Source organism: Macrococcus carouselicus (genome assembly GCF_004359515.1).
In the GTDB taxonomy this organism is placed as follows: domain Bacteria; phylum Bacillota; class Bacilli; order Staphylococcales; family Staphylococcaceae; genus Macrococcus; species Macrococcus carouselicus.
Genome location: NZ_SCWD01000001.1, coordinates 780078 through 794321 on the forward strand (window position 1 = coordinate 780078; position 14244 = coordinate 794321).

The window sequence follows — 14244 nt, forward strand, 5'->3', positions numbered from 1 at the left end:
TTGTCATCCATAATGAACAAAAAAGCCATAACGGCTTTTTTATTTGTCTCTCTTAATGATGAATTGAAGCAGTTCCAGCAGCGCTGCGCTTTCACCTTGCAGCGCATCAATCATCTTCTCAGTATCTGAATAGAGTTCATTCATAGCAGACTTGGCATTCTCAAGACCAAGTAATGACACATAAGTCGACTTGGCATTCTCTATATCACTGCCGGCCGATTTGCCCATCTCCTCAAAACTACCTTCAACATCCAGGATATCATCTTTAATCTGGAAGAGCAGTCCAAAATGCCGACCGATTGTCACCAGCTGTCTGATGACGGCTTCAGGTTGATCAGCTATGATACCCGCACACTCAAAGCATACGCGTATCAGGTCACCCGTCTTATGGTGATGTACGGTTTTCAGTTCATCGAGAGTCAGCTGTTTTTTCTCTGCTTTCATATCAAGCACCTGCCCCGCTACCATACCTCTGCTGCCCGCTGCGCCGGAAATCGCTGTAATCAGCCTGCTGCGCTGCTCAGTCGATAAATTTTCATCGGTACTGATCTGGTAGAAACTATCCGTGAGCAGACCATCACCAGCCAGAATAGCGACGTCTTCTCCGTAGACTTTATGATTGGTCATTTTGCCTCTTCGATAGTCGTCATTATCCATAGCGGGTAAGTCATCGTGTATCAATGAGTAGGTATGTATCATTTCAATGGCAGCTGCCGTACGCAGCCCTTTCTCAGGTTCTGCACCAAAGAGCTCAAGTGTGGAGAATAACAGCACGGGCCTTATTCTCTTGCCACCTGCCAGCAGCGAATACATCATTGCCGTATCAAGCGTATCATCAACAGGGTTCTGGTAGAGTGTCTCAAGATATTGTTCTATGCGACCTTTATAGTCACTCATTTCTGTCCCTCATCTGAACTGACCTTATTGATTTTGTCTTCCGCCTGCACAAGCTGTTCCTGACAGGCTTTTGACAGCTGAACGCCTTTTTCGTAGAGCTCAATTGATTCTTCAAGTGAAACCTGGTCATTATCCAGTTTATTGACGATCGCTTCCAATTCCGTCATCATTGTCTCAAATTTTTTAGCCATGTGGATTCTCCTTTACCGAATTGACTGTTGCCACTGCTTCACCGTTCGCTAGCTGAAGCTGTATCGACTGCTCTCTTTTGAGTTCATGAACACTACTCACTATACCATTCTCATTTCTGACGATACTATAGCCCCGTTCCAGAATACCCGTAGGATTCAGCGTGCTGAGCAGCCGGGTCTGCAGGTTCAGCTGATGAGCCGCAGCGCTTAACTTCCTGTCCATCAGCTGTTTCAGGCGCAGTCTCAGATCACGTTCGTTCGTCCGGTGAATATGAAGTTTATGACCCAGCCGTTCACGTGACAGCTGCGCATCCAGCCGGATATAGCGTTCACGGTGTATAGTGAAGCTCTGTTTCAGCAAAAACCCGAGTCGCTGCTCAAGCTCATCTTTTCGCTGCTGCTGCTGAGCGATCAAAGTCTGCGGATTTCTGAAGACGGGGTGATTCAGATAACGCATCAGACGCTCATTCTGATATTTAAGTTTCTGACTGAGCTGCTGACTCAGATAGAGATCGATTGACTTCAGCTGCTGCAGTATGTCCATCTGGTCAGGCGTCGCCATGACAGCTGCACCAGTTGGTGTCGGTGCCCGAAGATCGGCGACATAATCACTGAGTGTCGTATCCGTCTCGTGTCCAACAGCGGAGATGATAGGCGTTTTCGCGGCGAATATCGCTTCTATAACTTCTCTTTCATTGAAGGCCCAGAGATCCTCAATCGAACCACCGCCGCGACCGACTATGATAACGTCAACACCTAATGCATCTGCTTGTCTGATGTTCTTAACGATATCATGAGCGGCTCCATTTCCCTGGACGAGTGTAGAGATATAATGCACTTCAGCAAGAGGATAGCGTCGATTGAGCGTTGTTTCAATATCGCGTATCGCTGCGCCGGTTGAAGCGGTCAGCACGGCAATCGCAGCCGGATAGCGCGGCAGCTTCTTTTTATGTTCAGCCGCAAAGAATCCTCTGGACTGAAGCTCCTTTTTCAAGGCCTCGAACTGCTCATAGAGCTGTCCGACACCATCCAGCGACATATCGTCTGCATAGAGCTGGTAACTTCCTCTGCTTTCATAGACTGAGATGCGGCCAGTGATCAGTACGCCGTCCCCTTCTTTTGGTGTGAAGTTCAGCTTCACCGCCTCTCGTTTAAACATCATGCCATTCATCACCGCGCTTCCGTCTTTCAACGCAAAGTAAAGATGACCGCTTGAATGGCGCTTGACATTTGAAAGCTCACCTTTAATATAGACTTTCTCTAAATAGGGATCCCGGTCAAACTTCGCCTTGATATAACGGGTAAGCGCACCTATCGACAGATACTGAGTCATTGAGCTTTCTGTTTGATGACTTCACTGAGAACGCCGTTGATGAATTTAAAGCTGTCATCATCTCCATATTCCTTGGATAAATTGACCGCTTCATTGACTGCCACTTTATCGGGGACGTCTGTATAAAGGAGTTCATAGACAGCCATGCGAAGCAGAGTGCGGTCGATTTTAGAAAGGCGCTCCAGTTTCCATTGCTTGAGGTTAGGGCTGATGTGTTCATCGATTTCGTCCTGATGCGCCTTTACTCCTGCGACCAGCTGATCCATAAATCCATCCCGTTCATTCGCTTCCAGCACGAAACGTTTCGCCTCACTGGCCTCAATCGGTTCCTTGGTCTCCATCTGGAATAAGACTTTCAATGCATGTTCTCTCGATTCTTTACGACTCATAATTTTTCTCCTTCAAAAAGTCAGAGGATGCAAGCATCCTCCTAATCATTAAATTTTATATTGATGATGTGGATATTGATTTCTTTCGGTGTCAGAGCTGTCATGTTGGTCAGAGCATTCTTGATATTCTGCTGAACCTGTTTGGCAGTACTTGAGATTTTAGTTCCGTAATCGAAGATACAGTATGCATCGATATAGATATCACTTTCCTTGACCTCGACATTGACACCTTTTGCATTTTTGACACCCAGCTTATCCAATGATTTATATTTCTGAGCAAGTGAAACACCTTTGATTTCACCCACTGCAATATTCGTAATCACTTCAATGACATTAGGCGCAATTTCAACTGTTCCTAAATTCTGTTTAGACATAGCTTATGCCTCCCATCATATAATAAGTTTATCATACCATTATTCTATAGTTATTTTAACTGAAAATACAAAGAAAGAAGTCTCAGGGAGACTTCTTTCCGCATTCTATTCTATATTCAGTTTATTTTCATTTAAAAAGTCTGTGCTGTATTCCTTGCTACAGAAAACAGGATGTTTAAGAAGCGCCTGATGGAACGGAATCGTCGTATGGATTCCCATGATGATATACTCATCGAGTGCTCTCAGCGCGCATGCAATCGCCTCTTCTCTCGTCGGCTGATGGATGATCAGCTTTGCCACCATTGAATCATAATAAGGGGGAATCGTATAACCATTGTAGCAGGCAGAATCCACTCTGACACCGTAACCACCAGGTACAAGGTACTGGGTGATGTCACCTGCAGACGGCATGAAGTTCTTCACCGGGTTCTCAGCATTGATCCGCAGTTCGATCGCATGGCCTCTGAACTGGATATCCTCCTGCTGAAGAGTAAGCGGCTCACCGGCTGCGATTCTGATCTGCCATTTCACGAGGTCACAGCCGGTCACCATCTCGGTCACAGGATGTTCTACCTGGATGCGCGTATTCATCTCCATGAAGTAATACTGGTCGCTATCCAGGTCATAGATGAACTCAATCGTTCCTGCATTCTCGTAACCGACGACTTCTGCGGCACGTACGGCCGCTGCACCCATCTCCATTCTGGTCTTTTCTGACAGGATAGGACTCGGAGATTCCTCGACAAGTTTCTGCATACGACGCTGAATCGTACAGTCACGCTCACCGAGATGAATTGTATGACCGAAACCATCTGCCAGCACCTGTATCTCGATGTGTCTGAAGTTCTCAATGAACTTTTCTATATATAGTCCTTTGTTCCCGAATGAGATTTCCGCCTCCTGTTCAGTCATACGGAAACCTGTCATCAGTTCTTTCTCATCGCGAGCGACGCGGATCCCTTTACCGCCTCCACCTGCTGTTGCTTTGATGATAACCGGATAACCGATACGTTCTGCTTCAGCTTTTGCTGCTTCAACCGAACTGACCAGACCATCACTGCCGGGTACGACAGGAACATTCGCTTTAATCATCTCTTTCTTCGCAATATCCTTGATACCCATTTTGTTGATTGCGGCATGTCCCGGGCCAATGAACTTGATATTACAAGCCTCACACATCTCCGCAAAATCTGCATTCTCAGCGAGAAAGCCGTAGCCGGGATGGATACCATCACAGCCAGTCGAACTTGCGATGGACAGAATGTTCGGGATATTAAGATAAGAATCCTTGGAATATTTCGGACCGACACAATAAGCTTCATCTGCAAGCTGTGCATGAAGTGCCTCGCGGTCTGCCTCTGAATAGATAGCGACCGATTGAATGCCCAGTTCTTTTAAAGCGCGTATGATTCTGACTGCGATTTCGCCTCTATTTGCAATAAGTACTTTTCTCATTATTTCACCTTAAAGAGCGGCTGACCATATTCGACCATCTGACCGTCTTCAACAAGAATCTCCACGATTTCACCGGCCACTTCCGCCTGAATCTCATTGAAAAGTTTCATCGCCTCAAGAATACAGACAATGGAATCTGCGGAAACTTTATCTCCGACATTGACATACGGTCCTTTGTCGGGCGATGGTGATTTATAGAATGTGCCGACCATCGGCGCATTGATGGTCTGAGTCACCTCCTCAGCCTGAGCAGGAACAGCTTCAACTTCAATCTCCTGGAGCTGCTGTGCAGGCTCTGCAACCTGTACCGGCTGCGCGGCGACTTCGGCTATCTTACTTTCCTTGAAAAGTTTTACCTTCTGTTCATTATCTTCAATCTCAATCGTTGTGAGCGATGAGTCTTCCAGTACTTTAATCAGTTCTTTAATTTGTTCAAGATTCATAAGGTTCTCCTTTAACAATCAGTTTCATTTACTAATCCTCATTTTACTTCAGTGGTCAGACCAATTCAAGTTAAAATAAAAAACCTTCCTTAAAATAGGAAGGTTGCATTTAACCGCGTGATACGTATGAACCGTCAGTGGTGTTGATGATAAGCAGATCGCCCTGGTTAACAAATAAAGGAACATTCAGCGTATAACCTGTTTCAACCGTGGCTGCTTTAGTCGCACCTTGCGCTGTATCACCCTTGATACCTGGTTCTGTTTCAGTTACTTCAAGTGTGACTGTGTTAGGGAGTTCAACTCCAAGGGTTTCACCCTGGTAGCTCTGAATATGAACTTCCATGTTCTCTTTTAAGAACTTCAGTTCATGCGTCAGGTTTGCTTCTGGTAATTCAGTCTGGTCATATGTCTCAGTATCCATAAAGACATGAGAGTCACCGCTTGCATATAAATACTGCATTCTGCGATTGTCAATCTGAGCTTTGCCTACTTTTTCACCTGCACGGAATGTTTTCTCCTGAATGGCACCGTTACGTAAGTTTCTGAGTTTAGAACGGACGAATGCTGCGCCTTTACCAGGTTTCACGTGCTGGAATTCAAGTACACGCCAGATACCGTTATCTACTTCAATTGTTAAACCTGTTTTAAAATCGTTAACTGAGATCATGAGTAATCCTCCTAAATTTGCTTTCTATAAAATAATAAGGTCTTTCGTGGAATGTGTAAAGCGCTTTAGTCCACTTTCCGTGACCAGTACATCATCTTCAATGCGAACGCCGCCCAGTCCTTCCACATAAATACCTGGTTCAAGCGTGACGCACATACCTGGTTCCAGCTGCAGATCTGACCCTGCTGAAAGTCCGGGACCCTCGTGGACTTCTAGTCCGATGCCGTGTCCAAGTGAATGGCCGAACTGATCACCATAACCCGCCTGCTTGATGATATCGCGGGAAATCGCATCTGCCTCTTTACCGGTCATGCCGGCCTTGACCTGATTCAGCGCTGTGACCTGTGACTCGAGCACGATATCATAGATCCTATGCATTTCATCAAGCGGCTCACCAACAGCAAGTGTACGTGTAATATCTGATACATAGCCATTGTAGAGTGCACCGTAATCAAGCGTGACCATATCGCCTGTTTCGATGACTTTACCCGATGCGATGCCATGAGGAAGTGCTCCTCTATGACCTGATGCCACAATGATATCAAAGGACGAACCGCTTGCGCCCTGCTTGCGCATAAACATCTCAAGTTCGTTGCTGACTGCCAGTTCAGTGATGCCTGCTCTGATGAATGTCTGGATATGACTGAATGCTTCATCTGCTATATCCGCAGCTTTCTGGATTACTTCTATTTCTGATGGTTCTTTGACCATTCTGATTCTCTCAATCTCTCCAGCAATGTCAACTAGAGCCATACTTTGATTCAATGACTGGTACTGCTGGAAAGTAATGAGGTCACCTTCAAAGCCTACTGTCTGGTAGCCTTTCTCGCTGACTAACTTTTTGACTGCATCGAGAAGCAGTCCCTGCTGTTTGACGATTTCAAAGTCTGTTTGTTCTGTGGCCTGACTGATATAACGGAAATCCGTCACAAGATAACGTTTATCCTTTGTGATGACCAATGCGCCGCTCGATCCTGTAAAAAGTGAAAGATAGCGACGATTGTACGGTGAAAGCACAACCACTGCATCCAGCTCTCTGTCACTCATCAGTTGATTCAGTTTATCAAATTTCATATCATTTCCTCCATGTCTGAAAATTCAGTCTCTACTAATCATAGCATAAATAGTGCTATCGTCTATATGTCCATTCATCACTCATATATTTGTCTGCGATCTGATAGACTTCTTCCAGCTGTTCATTGGTCAGTTCATAAGGAACAAGCTCTATGCCGAGACCTTTCTCAAACCCTTTATGAAACGCTTCTTCCATCTCTTTAATAGTGACATGCCGATCTGATAAGTCGTTGATGGCAACAGCCTTGTCACTGAAAGCATTCTGCATCTTCTCTCTCATCCGTGGGTTCTTATAGATAAAGAGATCGAACAGTTCATTAGTGTCAATGTCCTGAAGGATGGAGCCATGCTGCAAAATGACGCCTTTCTGTCTTGTCTGTGCACTGCCTGCTACTTTACGCCCTTCCACCACCAACTCATACCAGCTTGGTGCATCGAAACAGACTGAGCTTCTTGGATCCCGGAGTTTCGCTTTCTGCTCTTCGGTGCGCGGAATGGCGAACTCGGCATCGAAACCAAGTTCCTTGAACCCTTCCAGCAGACCATTCGATATCACTCGGTAGGCCTCTGTCACTGCCTGAGGCATGTCCGGATGTGACTCGGGTACTACTACCGAATACGTGAGCTCTTTATCATGAAGAACACCGCGGCCGCCCGTCGTTCTTCTGACTAGACCGATATCATTTGCCTTCACCTTTTCGATATCAATCTCTTTCTCCAGTTTCTGAAAATAACCTATCGAGAGAGTCCTTGGATTCCAGCCGTAGAAGCGGATGACAGGCTGCATCTTCCCTTCTGATACCCAGTTCAGCAGCGCTTCATCAAGTGCCATATTGAAATAAGGGTTCTGTTTTTTTGTATTGATAAATAGCCATTGTTCTGTCATATGTATCATCCTTATAGTATATAGAGTAAAATAACTTTGAAATAATGAACGTTAATCTTTATAATAATAATATGCTAGTTGAGGAGGAAACAGAATGGAAGTATGGATTATTCTAGGTATCATCCTTCTTGCGCTTATTATTTACATTGCAATCAATTACTCTATCAATCGTAAATCTGTTACTGAACTAAGTCAAGATGACTTTCAGGCAGGCATGCGTCGTGCACAGGTAATCGATTTACGCGAAAAAGCAGACTATGAATATGGTCATATTATAGGTGCAAGAAATATTCCGATGAGTATTTTCAGAACACGTATGCTTGGTCTACGTAAAGACCAGCCGATTTATTTCATCGATAAGAACGGTGTATCGAGCTACCGTGCAGCCAGAATGATGAAGAAAAAAGGATATGAACATCTTTTCATGCTTAAAGGCGGCTACAAGGAATGGCAAGGCAGAATAAAATCGAAGCATTAAAAAACTTCAATCCTGATGGATTGAAGTTTTTTAGTGCTTATTTTTCAATAGTGCCTTCAAAACGAAGGACAGGCTTTCGAGCGGCTGTCGTTTCATCCAGACGGCCGATCACTGTGTGATGCGGCGCTTCTAATACGATATCCGGATTCTCTTCAGCTTCTTTCGCAATCTGAATCATTGTATCGCAGAAGCTGTCAAGCGTCTCTTTAGATTCTGTTTCAGTCGGTTCAATCATCATACATTCCTCAACGTTCAATGGGAAATAGATAGTAGGTGGATGGAAGTTGAAGTCAAGCAGTCTTTTCGCCATATCTAACGTACGGACGCCGAGCTTCTTCTGTCTCACACCACTGATGACAAATTCGTGTTTACAATGTCTGTCATATGGTAATTCGAAGTAAGGCTGCAGACGTCTCATCATGTAGTTTGCATTTAAGACGGCCGTTTCAGATACTTCTTTCAGACCATCAGGACCCATCGTACGGATATAAGTATAGGCCCGTAAGTAGATGCCGAAGTTACCATAGAACGGTTTAACACGACCGATTGACGCTGGGCGGTCATAATCCAGTTTGAACGTCTCATTCTCTTTAACGATATGTGGTGTTGGTAAGAATGGAATTAAGTCACTCTTCACGCCAACCGGACCTGAACCTGGACCGCCCCCACCGTGTGGACCTGTAAATGTTTTGTGTAAGTTTAAGTGGACCGCATCAAAGCCCATATCGCCAGGACGTACTTTACTCATGATGGCATTCAGGTTAGCGCCATCATAGTATAATTTACCGCCAGCTGCATGCACGATTTCGCGGATTTCCATGATATCTTCTTCAAAAAGACCCAGTGTATTCGGGTTCGTCAGCATGATTGCGGCTGTATCAGGCCCTACTACGCGTTTTAAGTCTTCAATATCAACTAATCCTTGGTCGTTTGATTTAACAGTCACTGTCTCGAACCCTGCAACAGTAGCAGAAGCCGGATTCGTACCGTGTGCTGAGTCAGGAACGATGACTTTTGTACGGGCATGGTCATTGTTTGCTTCGTGGAATGCTCTAATCATCATCAGTGCAGTCCATTCACCGTGAGCACCTGCTGCTGGCTGAAGCGTCACTTCGTCCATCCCTGTAATCTCTTTTAAATGTTCCTGAAGATCATAGATGACCTCAAGTGAGCCTTGAATCGTCTTATCATCCTGGAGTGGATGTGCCTGGGCAAATCCTGCCATTCGAGCCACTTTTTCATTGATTTTCGGATTATATTTCATCGTACATGAACCGAGTGGATAGAAACCTGTATCTACACCGTGGTTTTTATTGGAGAGCTCAGTATAATGACGCATTAAATCAAGTTCAGCGATTTCCGGTAACATCGCTTTTTCTTTACGAATAAATTTGCTATCTAAAATATCTTCGACTTTCTTGCCTTCTACTTCAAGCGGTGGTAGCGAATAGGCAAAACGATTCTCTTTAGAACGTTCAAAAATTAATGGAGTTGCTCCTTTAAGCATTATAGGCACCTACTTTCTCAATGAATGTATCGATCTCCTCTTTCGTACGAAGTTCAGTAACCGCAATCAGCATGTGGCCTTCGTATTTATCATCGATACGACCTAAATCATAGCCACCGATGAAGCCTTCTTCAAGAAGCTGATCATTGATCTCAGCAACCGGTCTGTTGAATTTGACAACGAATTCATTAAATGATGTACCTGGTAATATTTCAAAACCAGATTCAATCATTCTATCTTTCATATAATTTGTTTTGAAAAGGTTCTGTTCTGCCATTTCAACCACACCATTTTTACCCAGTGCACTCATAGCCACTGAAGCAGCAAGTGCATTAAGTGCCTGATTGGAACAGATATTTGAAGTCGCTTTATCACGACGGATATGCTGTTCACGTGCCTGTAATGTCAGTACGAAACCACGTTGACCTTCATCATCATGCGTCTGGCCGACTAAACGACCTGGCATTTTACGTGTCAGTGCTTTAGTCGCTGCGAAGTAACCACAGTGTGGGCCACCGAGCTGTGCTGGGATACCGAACACCTGCGCGTCTCCGACCACTAAATCAGCACCGAACTCACCCGGCGGTGTCAGTAAGCCGAGGGCCAGTGGATTGCTTGATACAACGAATAACGCTTTAGTGCCTTCAGTGAATGATTTGATGGTCTCAAGATCTTCAATGCTGCCGAAAAAGTTAGGATACTGAACCATGACACATGCAGTATCAGCGTCAACCGCTGCTTTAAGAGCATCTAAATCAGTGACCGTATCTTTTACATCGATTTCAACGACATCTAAGTTCTGTCCTTTTGCATAAGTACGAAGAACAGCACGAGACTCATCGTTCACCGCTTTAGATACAATGATTTTTTTCTTGCGAGTATGACCACAAGCGAGCATCGCCGCTTCAGCGAATGAAGTTCCGCCATCATACATAGATGAGTTCGCAACGTCCATACCTGTTAATTCTGAAATCATTGTCTGGAATTCAAAGATGGCCTGTAATTCACCTTGAGAGATTTCCGGCTGGTAAGGTGTATACGCCGTATAGAACTCAGAGCGTGAAATAACATGATCCACCACAATCGGAATATAATGATCATAGACACCTGCACCTAAGAAAGAGGCGTGTGTTTCGCTTGTGATATTCTTATTAGCGAGTGCAGATAGTTCTCTTAAAAGAGCAGTCTCTGACTTTCTTTCTTTGATGTTAAGCGGACCATCAAAACGTACTTTTTCTGGAATATCAGCGAACAACTCATCCACTGACTCAATTCCGATTGTTTCTAACATTTCCTGCTTATCAGTTTCTGTTAATGGAATATAGCGATGGCTCATAATCTCTCTCCTTAATTTTTATGGAATGGTGTTTTAACTACTTTTGCCGGTACTTTATTTTTTCTGACTTGAACGAATACTTCGTTATCGATTTCAGTTTCAGTTACATCGATTAAGGCTAAAGCGATAGAACGTCCAGTAGATGGGGATTGCGTACCACTTGTCACATAACCGATCTTCTCGTCATTTTTATTGAAGACTTCATAATCAGTACGTGCGATACCCCGTTCCTGGAGTTCAAGACCCGCTGATCTACGCTTAGGTCCCTCTTCTTTCTGTTTGGCGATAATATCACGACCAATGAAATCACCTTTTTGCAGTTTGACACTGAAGCCCATTTTAGCTTCTATAGGTGTGATGTTTGGTGTGATATCCTGCCCGTGAAGTGGCAGAGCTGCTTCAAGACGTAATGTGTCACGTGCACCCAGGCCGCAAGGTACAACACCCTGTTCAAGCAGGCCGTTCCAGATAGCGACTGTATCATCAGCGTAACAGTAGATTTCATAACCATGTTCACCCGTGTAACCTGATTGAGAAAGAATCACTGTTTTACCGAATAATTCAACATCCTGGATGAAGCCGAACATTTTCAGCTCGCTGATATCAACCGTCACTAATTTTTCCATGATTTCTTTCGCTTCTGGACCTTGCAGGGCAATCTGGCCATATTCACTTGATACGTTTTTCACTTCAACGCCGTCAATCTGATGATCTGTTAACCATTTATAGTCGATATCAGTATTTCCTGCATTAACAACTAATAAATATTTATTGTCTTCAAGCTGATAGACTACAAGGTCGTCTACTACGCCACCCTGCTCATTTGTCATCATTGCATAGATTGCTTTGGCTTGCGTTACTTTAGAGATATCATTAGTCAGTACATATTGAAGGTAATCAAGTGCTTTTTCACCTTCAACGATGATTTCACCCATATGGCTGACATCAAACATACCGACATTTTCGCGGACTGCGATATGTTCTTCTTTAATGCTGGAGAATTGAACAGGTAGTGCCCATCCCGAAAAGTCAATTACTTTAGCACCATCTTCAATATATTTGTCATACAAAGGGGTCTTCTTAAGTTCTGTCATTTTTTCTCCTCCATTAAATGTTTCGCTTATTATAACCAATTCGGCTTAAGGCAAATGGTACATCAAACGTTAAGAATGTGAAAGATGAGTTAAAATCAATTCAACACATTCTTCAACTGTTTTATTTGAGTCCACTTCCATGAATGCGATTTCATTATATCGTGAAAGACGCTTGTTGTACAACTCTTTAATTTGAGAAAATGTGTGTTCAGCAGCATTCGGACGGCTTAAATCGCCGGAAATACGTACGAACAATTTTTCTATATCGGTGTTCAACCAGAAAGTGTCCGCATTCTGGTTTAAAATATGTATGTTTTCTTCTCTTTCAACAATGCCGCCACCAGTCGCCATAATAATATCCTCTGGAAGCCAGGTCCTTAAAGCTTCATGTTCAAGTTGCCGAAAATAATCCTCACCATCAGCACTGAATATTGTGGCTATTGTCCGTCCTTCCCTCTGCTCGATATAAGTATCAAGGTCGACAAATCTCTTATTCAGTCGTCCAGCCAGTGCCTGTCCTATGGTGGTTTTACCGGCACCCATAAAACCGATAAGTACTATAGCCATTATGTCTGCCTCATTTCGTTGATTATTTCATTGTAATAGTAATTTTTGATGTTTTCAATCGTATTTAATTTTACTGTATATCTGACACTAAAGGAACCCACATAAAATATGACAATCATCAGCAGAATCAGAGCAAACGGAAATACCATGCCATCATTGTAACTGAAACGTTTCATGTTTAGCCCTCCATTTATCCATCCACTCCAGTTCAAGATAATAGTGCTGGTTGTCCTCAAAGAATTTTGCAGATTTCACGTGTTCCAGCAGAATAATATAGCCGGTCCCATCTACTTTTCTAATCACCCTCGACTGATGAAAGCTATAACCGTATTTTCTTCCCATTGTCAGATCCCTAGCAATCAGTTCGGTTCCACTGACTGATAGTTTTTTATCCTGTATTTCAGCAATGATGTCACGAAGACACATTTCCTTATTGATATCATAACTTTCGCTTGAAATAGCTTTGAACTGGCTGATATTGATGATGATCAAAGGAAATAAACTGACAATCATCACCATTATCGCTAGGTTCAGCAGCATTTCAATTAATGTAAAGCCTTCATTTTTTCTTGATACAATAGACCGGTGAGCAGATGCTGTGTTCATCTTCATGGACCGCTCCTCCTCCTCTGATGTACACATAAAATTCACGATACTGCTGAAGCTCATTATAAGAATCTTCGTAGTTCTGCCCCATTTTCTGCATCATCGGCAGCAGTGCCAGACAGATGATTGAAGTAATCGCCAGGCTGAGCATGGAATCTATCAACAGAAAACCTTTATCTGCTTTCAATACGTATCCGTCCTCTCAACAGCTGGAAAATAAGCTCGAACCTTTTTTCATTGATAAAATAAGTAACCGTCGCGCCGCGGTTAATGGTATCACCTTTAAATGTAATTTCAGCGGACGACAAACTATTGCCTCGATAGATATAACCATTTCTTATTCTGTACTGTGTATCGATTCCGAGCTTCTGTGAATATATCAGCATATGACGGCTGCCTGGTAGAAATGCGAGCGTGATTGACTGGTTAGTCTGCATCGATAAAGTCTGATAATACGTAATCACTGCAAGAAGTTCCTGATTAGCTTCCGTGACATCTGCTTCAGTGCTATCAAATGAATGATAGCTCATCACATGGATCATGATGAGCATGATCAATATGATGAGCAGCATTTCAATATAACTGAATGCCTGACTAGTCTGCTGCAATCGCTTCGCCGTTCACAATACTGATTTTCTTGCCGTTCTTACAGCTTGTCTGGTTCTCTTTAAGAAAATCAGGCACTAATGCGTCAATAGTAGTAGGTAGTTTTCCTGTCTGCAGCTTATAAGCTTCAAGCTGACCCTGGACCATCTTGACCTGTGCTGTACAACCTGTATTCTGAACGTTGTCCGACTGCTTGGCTATGTTAGGTATAATAACGATAATCAGTACAGAGATCACCAGTAACACCAACAGCATCTCAATCAGGGTAAATCCGTCATCGGTTCTGAATCCCTTTTTAATCGTGCGTTTCATTTCAGCTGAATAAAACTTCATTTTACTTC

Annotated in this window: 20 protein-coding genes; 1 reads left to right on the forward strand and 19 read right to left on the reverse strand. The window is 43.6% G+C overall.

Annotated features, from left to right (window positions below):
- Nucleotides 1-39 precede the first annotated feature (39 nt).
- The 10 genes from ERX40_RS03890 to ERX40_RS03935 all read right to left on the reverse strand — a co-directional run bounded on the left by ERX40_RS03890 (nucleotide 40) and on the right by ERX40_RS03935 (nucleotide 7709).
- The gene (locus ERX40_RS03890) at nucleotides 40-897 is read right to left on the reverse strand and encodes a polyprenyl synthetase family protein (protein ID WP_133417183.1); all 858 of its coding nucleotides are present in this window, start codon (nucleotides 895-897) and stop codon (nucleotides 40-42) included.
- Nucleotides 894-1088, reverse strand: a complete 195-nt coding sequence (xseB, locus tag ERX40_RS03895; RefSeq protein WP_133417184.1) for an exodeoxyribonuclease VII small subunit — start codon at nucleotides 1086-1088, stop codon at nucleotides 894-896. The genes ERX40_RS03890 and xseB overlap by 4 nt, the downstream gene beginning before the upstream one ends.
- Nucleotides 1081-2421 (reverse strand): exodeoxyribonuclease VII large subunit, encoded by a 1341-nt coding sequence (gene xseA / locus ERX40_RS03900; RefSeq protein ID WP_133417185.1) that lies wholly within the window; start codon nucleotides 2419-2421, stop codon nucleotides 1081-1083. Before xseA ends, xseB begins: the two co-directional genes overlap by 8 nt.
- Nucleotides 2418-2810 carry a transcription antitermination factor NusB gene (gene nusB, locus ERX40_RS03905; RefSeq protein WP_133417186.1) on the reverse strand — a complete coding sequence of 131 codons (393 nt, stop codon included), beginning with the start codon at nucleotides 2808-2810 and terminating at the stop codon, nucleotides 2418-2420. Before nusB ends, xseA begins: the two co-directional genes overlap by 4 nt.
- A 41-nt stretch (nucleotides 2811-2851) precedes the next feature.
- Entirely contained in the window at nucleotides 2852-3184 is a 333-nt protein-coding gene (locus ERX40_RS03910) for an Asp23/Gls24 family envelope stress response protein (RefSeq protein WP_133417187.1), read from the reverse strand.
- Nucleotides 3185-3289: 105 nt separating this feature from the next.
- Complete coding sequence (gene accC, locus ERX40_RS03915; protein WP_133417188.1) at nucleotides 3290-4639, reverse strand: acetyl-CoA carboxylase biotin carboxylase subunit; 1350 nt, start codon at nucleotides 4637-4639, stop codon at nucleotides 3290-3292.
- Complete coding sequence (gene accB, locus ERX40_RS03920) at nucleotides 4639-5082, reverse strand: acetyl-CoA carboxylase biotin carboxyl carrier protein (RefSeq protein ID WP_133417189.1); 444 nt, start codon at nucleotides 5080-5082, stop codon at nucleotides 4639-4641. The genes accC and accB overlap by 1 nt, the downstream gene beginning before the upstream one ends.
- 109 nt (nucleotides 5083-5191) lie before the next feature.
- A complete protein-coding gene (efp, locus tag ERX40_RS03925; RefSeq protein WP_133417190.1) occupies nucleotides 5192-5749 on the reverse strand; it encodes an elongation factor P in 558 nt (185 codons plus the stop codon).
- A gap of 24 nt (nucleotides 5750-5773) precedes the next feature.
- The gene (locus tag ERX40_RS03930) at nucleotides 5774-6823 is read right to left on the reverse strand and encodes a M24 family metallopeptidase (RefSeq protein WP_133417191.1); all 1050 of its coding nucleotides are present in this window, start codon (nucleotides 6821-6823) and stop codon (nucleotides 5774-5776) included.
- Between the two features lie 55 nt (nucleotides 6824-6878).
- Nucleotides 6879-7709, reverse strand: a complete 831-nt coding sequence (locus ERX40_RS03935; RefSeq protein ID WP_133417192.1) for a lipoate--protein ligase family protein — start codon at nucleotides 7707-7709, stop codon at nucleotides 6879-6881.
- A 94-nt stretch (nucleotides 7710-7803) separates the two neighbouring features.
- Here ERX40_RS03935 and ERX40_RS03940 point away from each other — a divergent pair, with 94 nt between their 5' ends.
- Entirely contained in the window at nucleotides 7804-8187 is a 384-nt protein-coding gene (locus ERX40_RS03940; protein WP_133417193.1) for a rhodanese-like domain-containing protein, read from the forward strand.
- A gap of 37 nt (nucleotides 8188-8224) precedes the next feature.
- On the opposite strand, the gene gcvPB is transcribed toward ERX40_RS03940, so the two are convergent.
- From gcvPB to comGC, 9 genes are all read right to left on the reverse strand, one after another.
- Complete coding sequence (gene gcvPB / locus ERX40_RS03945) at nucleotides 8225-9694, reverse strand: aminomethyl-transferring glycine dehydrogenase subunit GcvPB (protein ID WP_133417194.1); 1470 nt, start codon at nucleotides 9692-9694, stop codon at nucleotides 8225-8227.
- Nucleotides 9687-11030, reverse strand: a complete 1344-nt coding sequence (gcvPA, locus tag ERX40_RS03950; RefSeq protein WP_133417195.1) for an aminomethyl-transferring glycine dehydrogenase subunit GcvPA — start codon at nucleotides 11028-11030, stop codon at nucleotides 9687-9689. The genes gcvPB and gcvPA overlap by 8 nt, the downstream gene beginning before the upstream one ends.
- An 11-nt stretch (nucleotides 11031-11041) precedes the next feature.
- Nucleotides 11042-12124 carry a glycine cleavage system aminomethyltransferase GcvT gene (gene gcvT / locus ERX40_RS03955; RefSeq protein WP_133417196.1) on the reverse strand — a complete coding sequence of 361 codons (1083 nt, stop codon included), beginning with the start codon at nucleotides 12122-12124 and terminating at the stop codon, nucleotides 11042-11044.
- 69 nt (nucleotides 12125-12193) lie between these two features.
- Entirely contained in the window at nucleotides 12194-12691 is a 498-nt protein-coding gene (locus ERX40_RS03960; protein WP_133417197.1) for a shikimate kinase, read from the reverse strand.
- Nucleotides 12691-12867, reverse strand: a complete 177-nt coding sequence (locus ERX40_RS11205) for a hypothetical protein (protein WP_165980652.1) — start codon at nucleotides 12865-12867, stop codon at nucleotides 12691-12693. Before ERX40_RS11205 ends, ERX40_RS03960 begins: the two co-directional genes overlap by 1 nt.
- Nucleotides 12845-13303, reverse strand: coding sequence for a ComGF family competence protein (locus ERX40_RS03965; RefSeq protein ID WP_165980653.1), 459 nt, complete (start codon nucleotides 13301-13303; stop codon nucleotides 12845-12847). The genes ERX40_RS11205 and ERX40_RS03965 overlap by 23 nt, the downstream gene beginning before the upstream one ends.
- Complete coding sequence (locus ERX40_RS11210) at nucleotides 13251-13484, reverse strand: type II secretion system protein (protein WP_165980654.1); 234 nt, start codon at nucleotides 13482-13484, stop codon at nucleotides 13251-13253. The genes ERX40_RS03965 and ERX40_RS11210 overlap by 53 nt, the downstream gene beginning before the upstream one ends.
- A complete protein-coding gene (locus tag ERX40_RS03970; RefSeq protein ID WP_133417199.1) occupies nucleotides 13471-13905 on the reverse strand; it encodes a hypothetical protein in 435 nt (144 codons plus the stop codon). The genes ERX40_RS11210 and ERX40_RS03970 overlap by 14 nt, the downstream gene beginning before the upstream one ends.
- Nucleotides 13892-14215: a competence type IV pilus major pilin ComGC gene (comGC, locus tag ERX40_RS03975; RefSeq protein ID WP_133417596.1), complete on the reverse strand. Its 324-nt coding sequence runs from the start codon at nucleotides 14213-14215 to the stop codon at nucleotides 13892-13894. Before comGC ends, ERX40_RS03970 begins: the two co-directional genes overlap by 14 nt.
- Nucleotides 14216-14244 lie beyond the last annotated feature (29 nt).

Bases quoted from the DNA above. Each gene is read 5' to 3' on its own strand.
- xseA (WP_133417185.1), bottom strand. From the start codon at position 2,421: ATGACTCAGTATCTGTCGATAGGTGCGCTTACCCGTTATATCAAGGCG.
- gcvPB (WP_133417194.1), bottom strand. From the start codon at position 9,694: ATGCTTAAAGGAGCAACTCCATTAATTTTTGAACGTTCTAAAGAGAAT.
- ERX40_RS11205 (WP_165980652.1), bottom strand. From the start codon at position 12,867: ATGAAACGTTTCAGTTACAATGATGGCATGGTATTTCCGTTTGCTCTG.
- accC (WP_133417188.1), bottom strand. From the start codon at position 4,639: ATGAGAAAAGTACTTATTGCAAATAGAGGCGAAATCGCAGTCAGAATC.
- ERX40_RS03910 (WP_133417187.1), bottom strand. From the start codon at position 3,184: ATGTCTAAACAGAATTTAGGAACAGTTGAAATTGCGCCTAATGTCATT.
- comGC (WP_133417596.1), bottom strand. From the start codon at position 14,215: ATGAAACGCACGATTAAAAAGGGATTCAGAACCGATGACGGATTTACC.
- accB (WP_133417189.1), bottom strand. From the start codon at position 5,082: ATGAATCTTGAACAAATTAAAGAACTGATTAAAGTACTGGAAGACTCA.
- ERX40_RS03930 (WP_133417191.1), bottom strand. From the start codon at position 6,823: ATGAAATTTGATAAACTGAATCAACTGATGAGTGACAGAGAGCTGGAT.
- ERX40_RS03940 (WP_133417193.1), top strand. From the start codon at position 7,804: ATGGAAGTATGGATTATTCTAGGTATCATCCTTCTTGCGCTTATTATT.
- ERX40_RS03935 (WP_133417192.1), bottom strand. From the start codon at position 7,709: ATGACAGAACAATGGCTATTTATCAATACAAAAAAACAGAACCCTTAT.
- ERX40_RS03890 (WP_133417183.1), bottom strand. From the start codon at position 897: ATGAGTGACTATAAAGGTCGCATAGAACAATATCTTGAGACACTCTAC.
- gcvT (WP_133417196.1), bottom strand. From the start codon at position 12,124: ATGACAGAACTTAAGAAGACCCCTTTGTATGACAAATATATTGAAGAT.
- ERX40_RS03960 (WP_133417197.1), bottom strand. From the start codon at position 12,691: ATGGCTATAGTACTTATCGGTTTTATGGGTGCCGGTAAAACCACCATA.
- efp (WP_133417190.1), bottom strand. From the start codon at position 5,749: ATGATCTCAGTTAACGATTTTAAAACAGGTTTAACAATTGAAGTAGAT.
- nusB (WP_133417186.1), bottom strand. From the start codon at position 2,810: ATGAGTCGTAAAGAATCGAGAGAACATGCATTGAAAGTCTTATTCCAG.
- ERX40_RS03965 (WP_165980653.1), bottom strand. From the start codon at position 13,303: ATGAAGATGAACACAGCATCTGCTCACCGGTCTATTGTATCAAGAAAA.
- xseB (WP_133417184.1), bottom strand. From the start codon at position 1,088: ATGGCTAAAAAATTTGAGACAATGATGACGGAATTGGAAGCGATCGTC.
- gcvPA (WP_133417195.1), bottom strand. From the start codon at position 11,030: ATGAGCCATCGCTATATTCCATTAACAGAAACTGATAAGCAGGAAATG.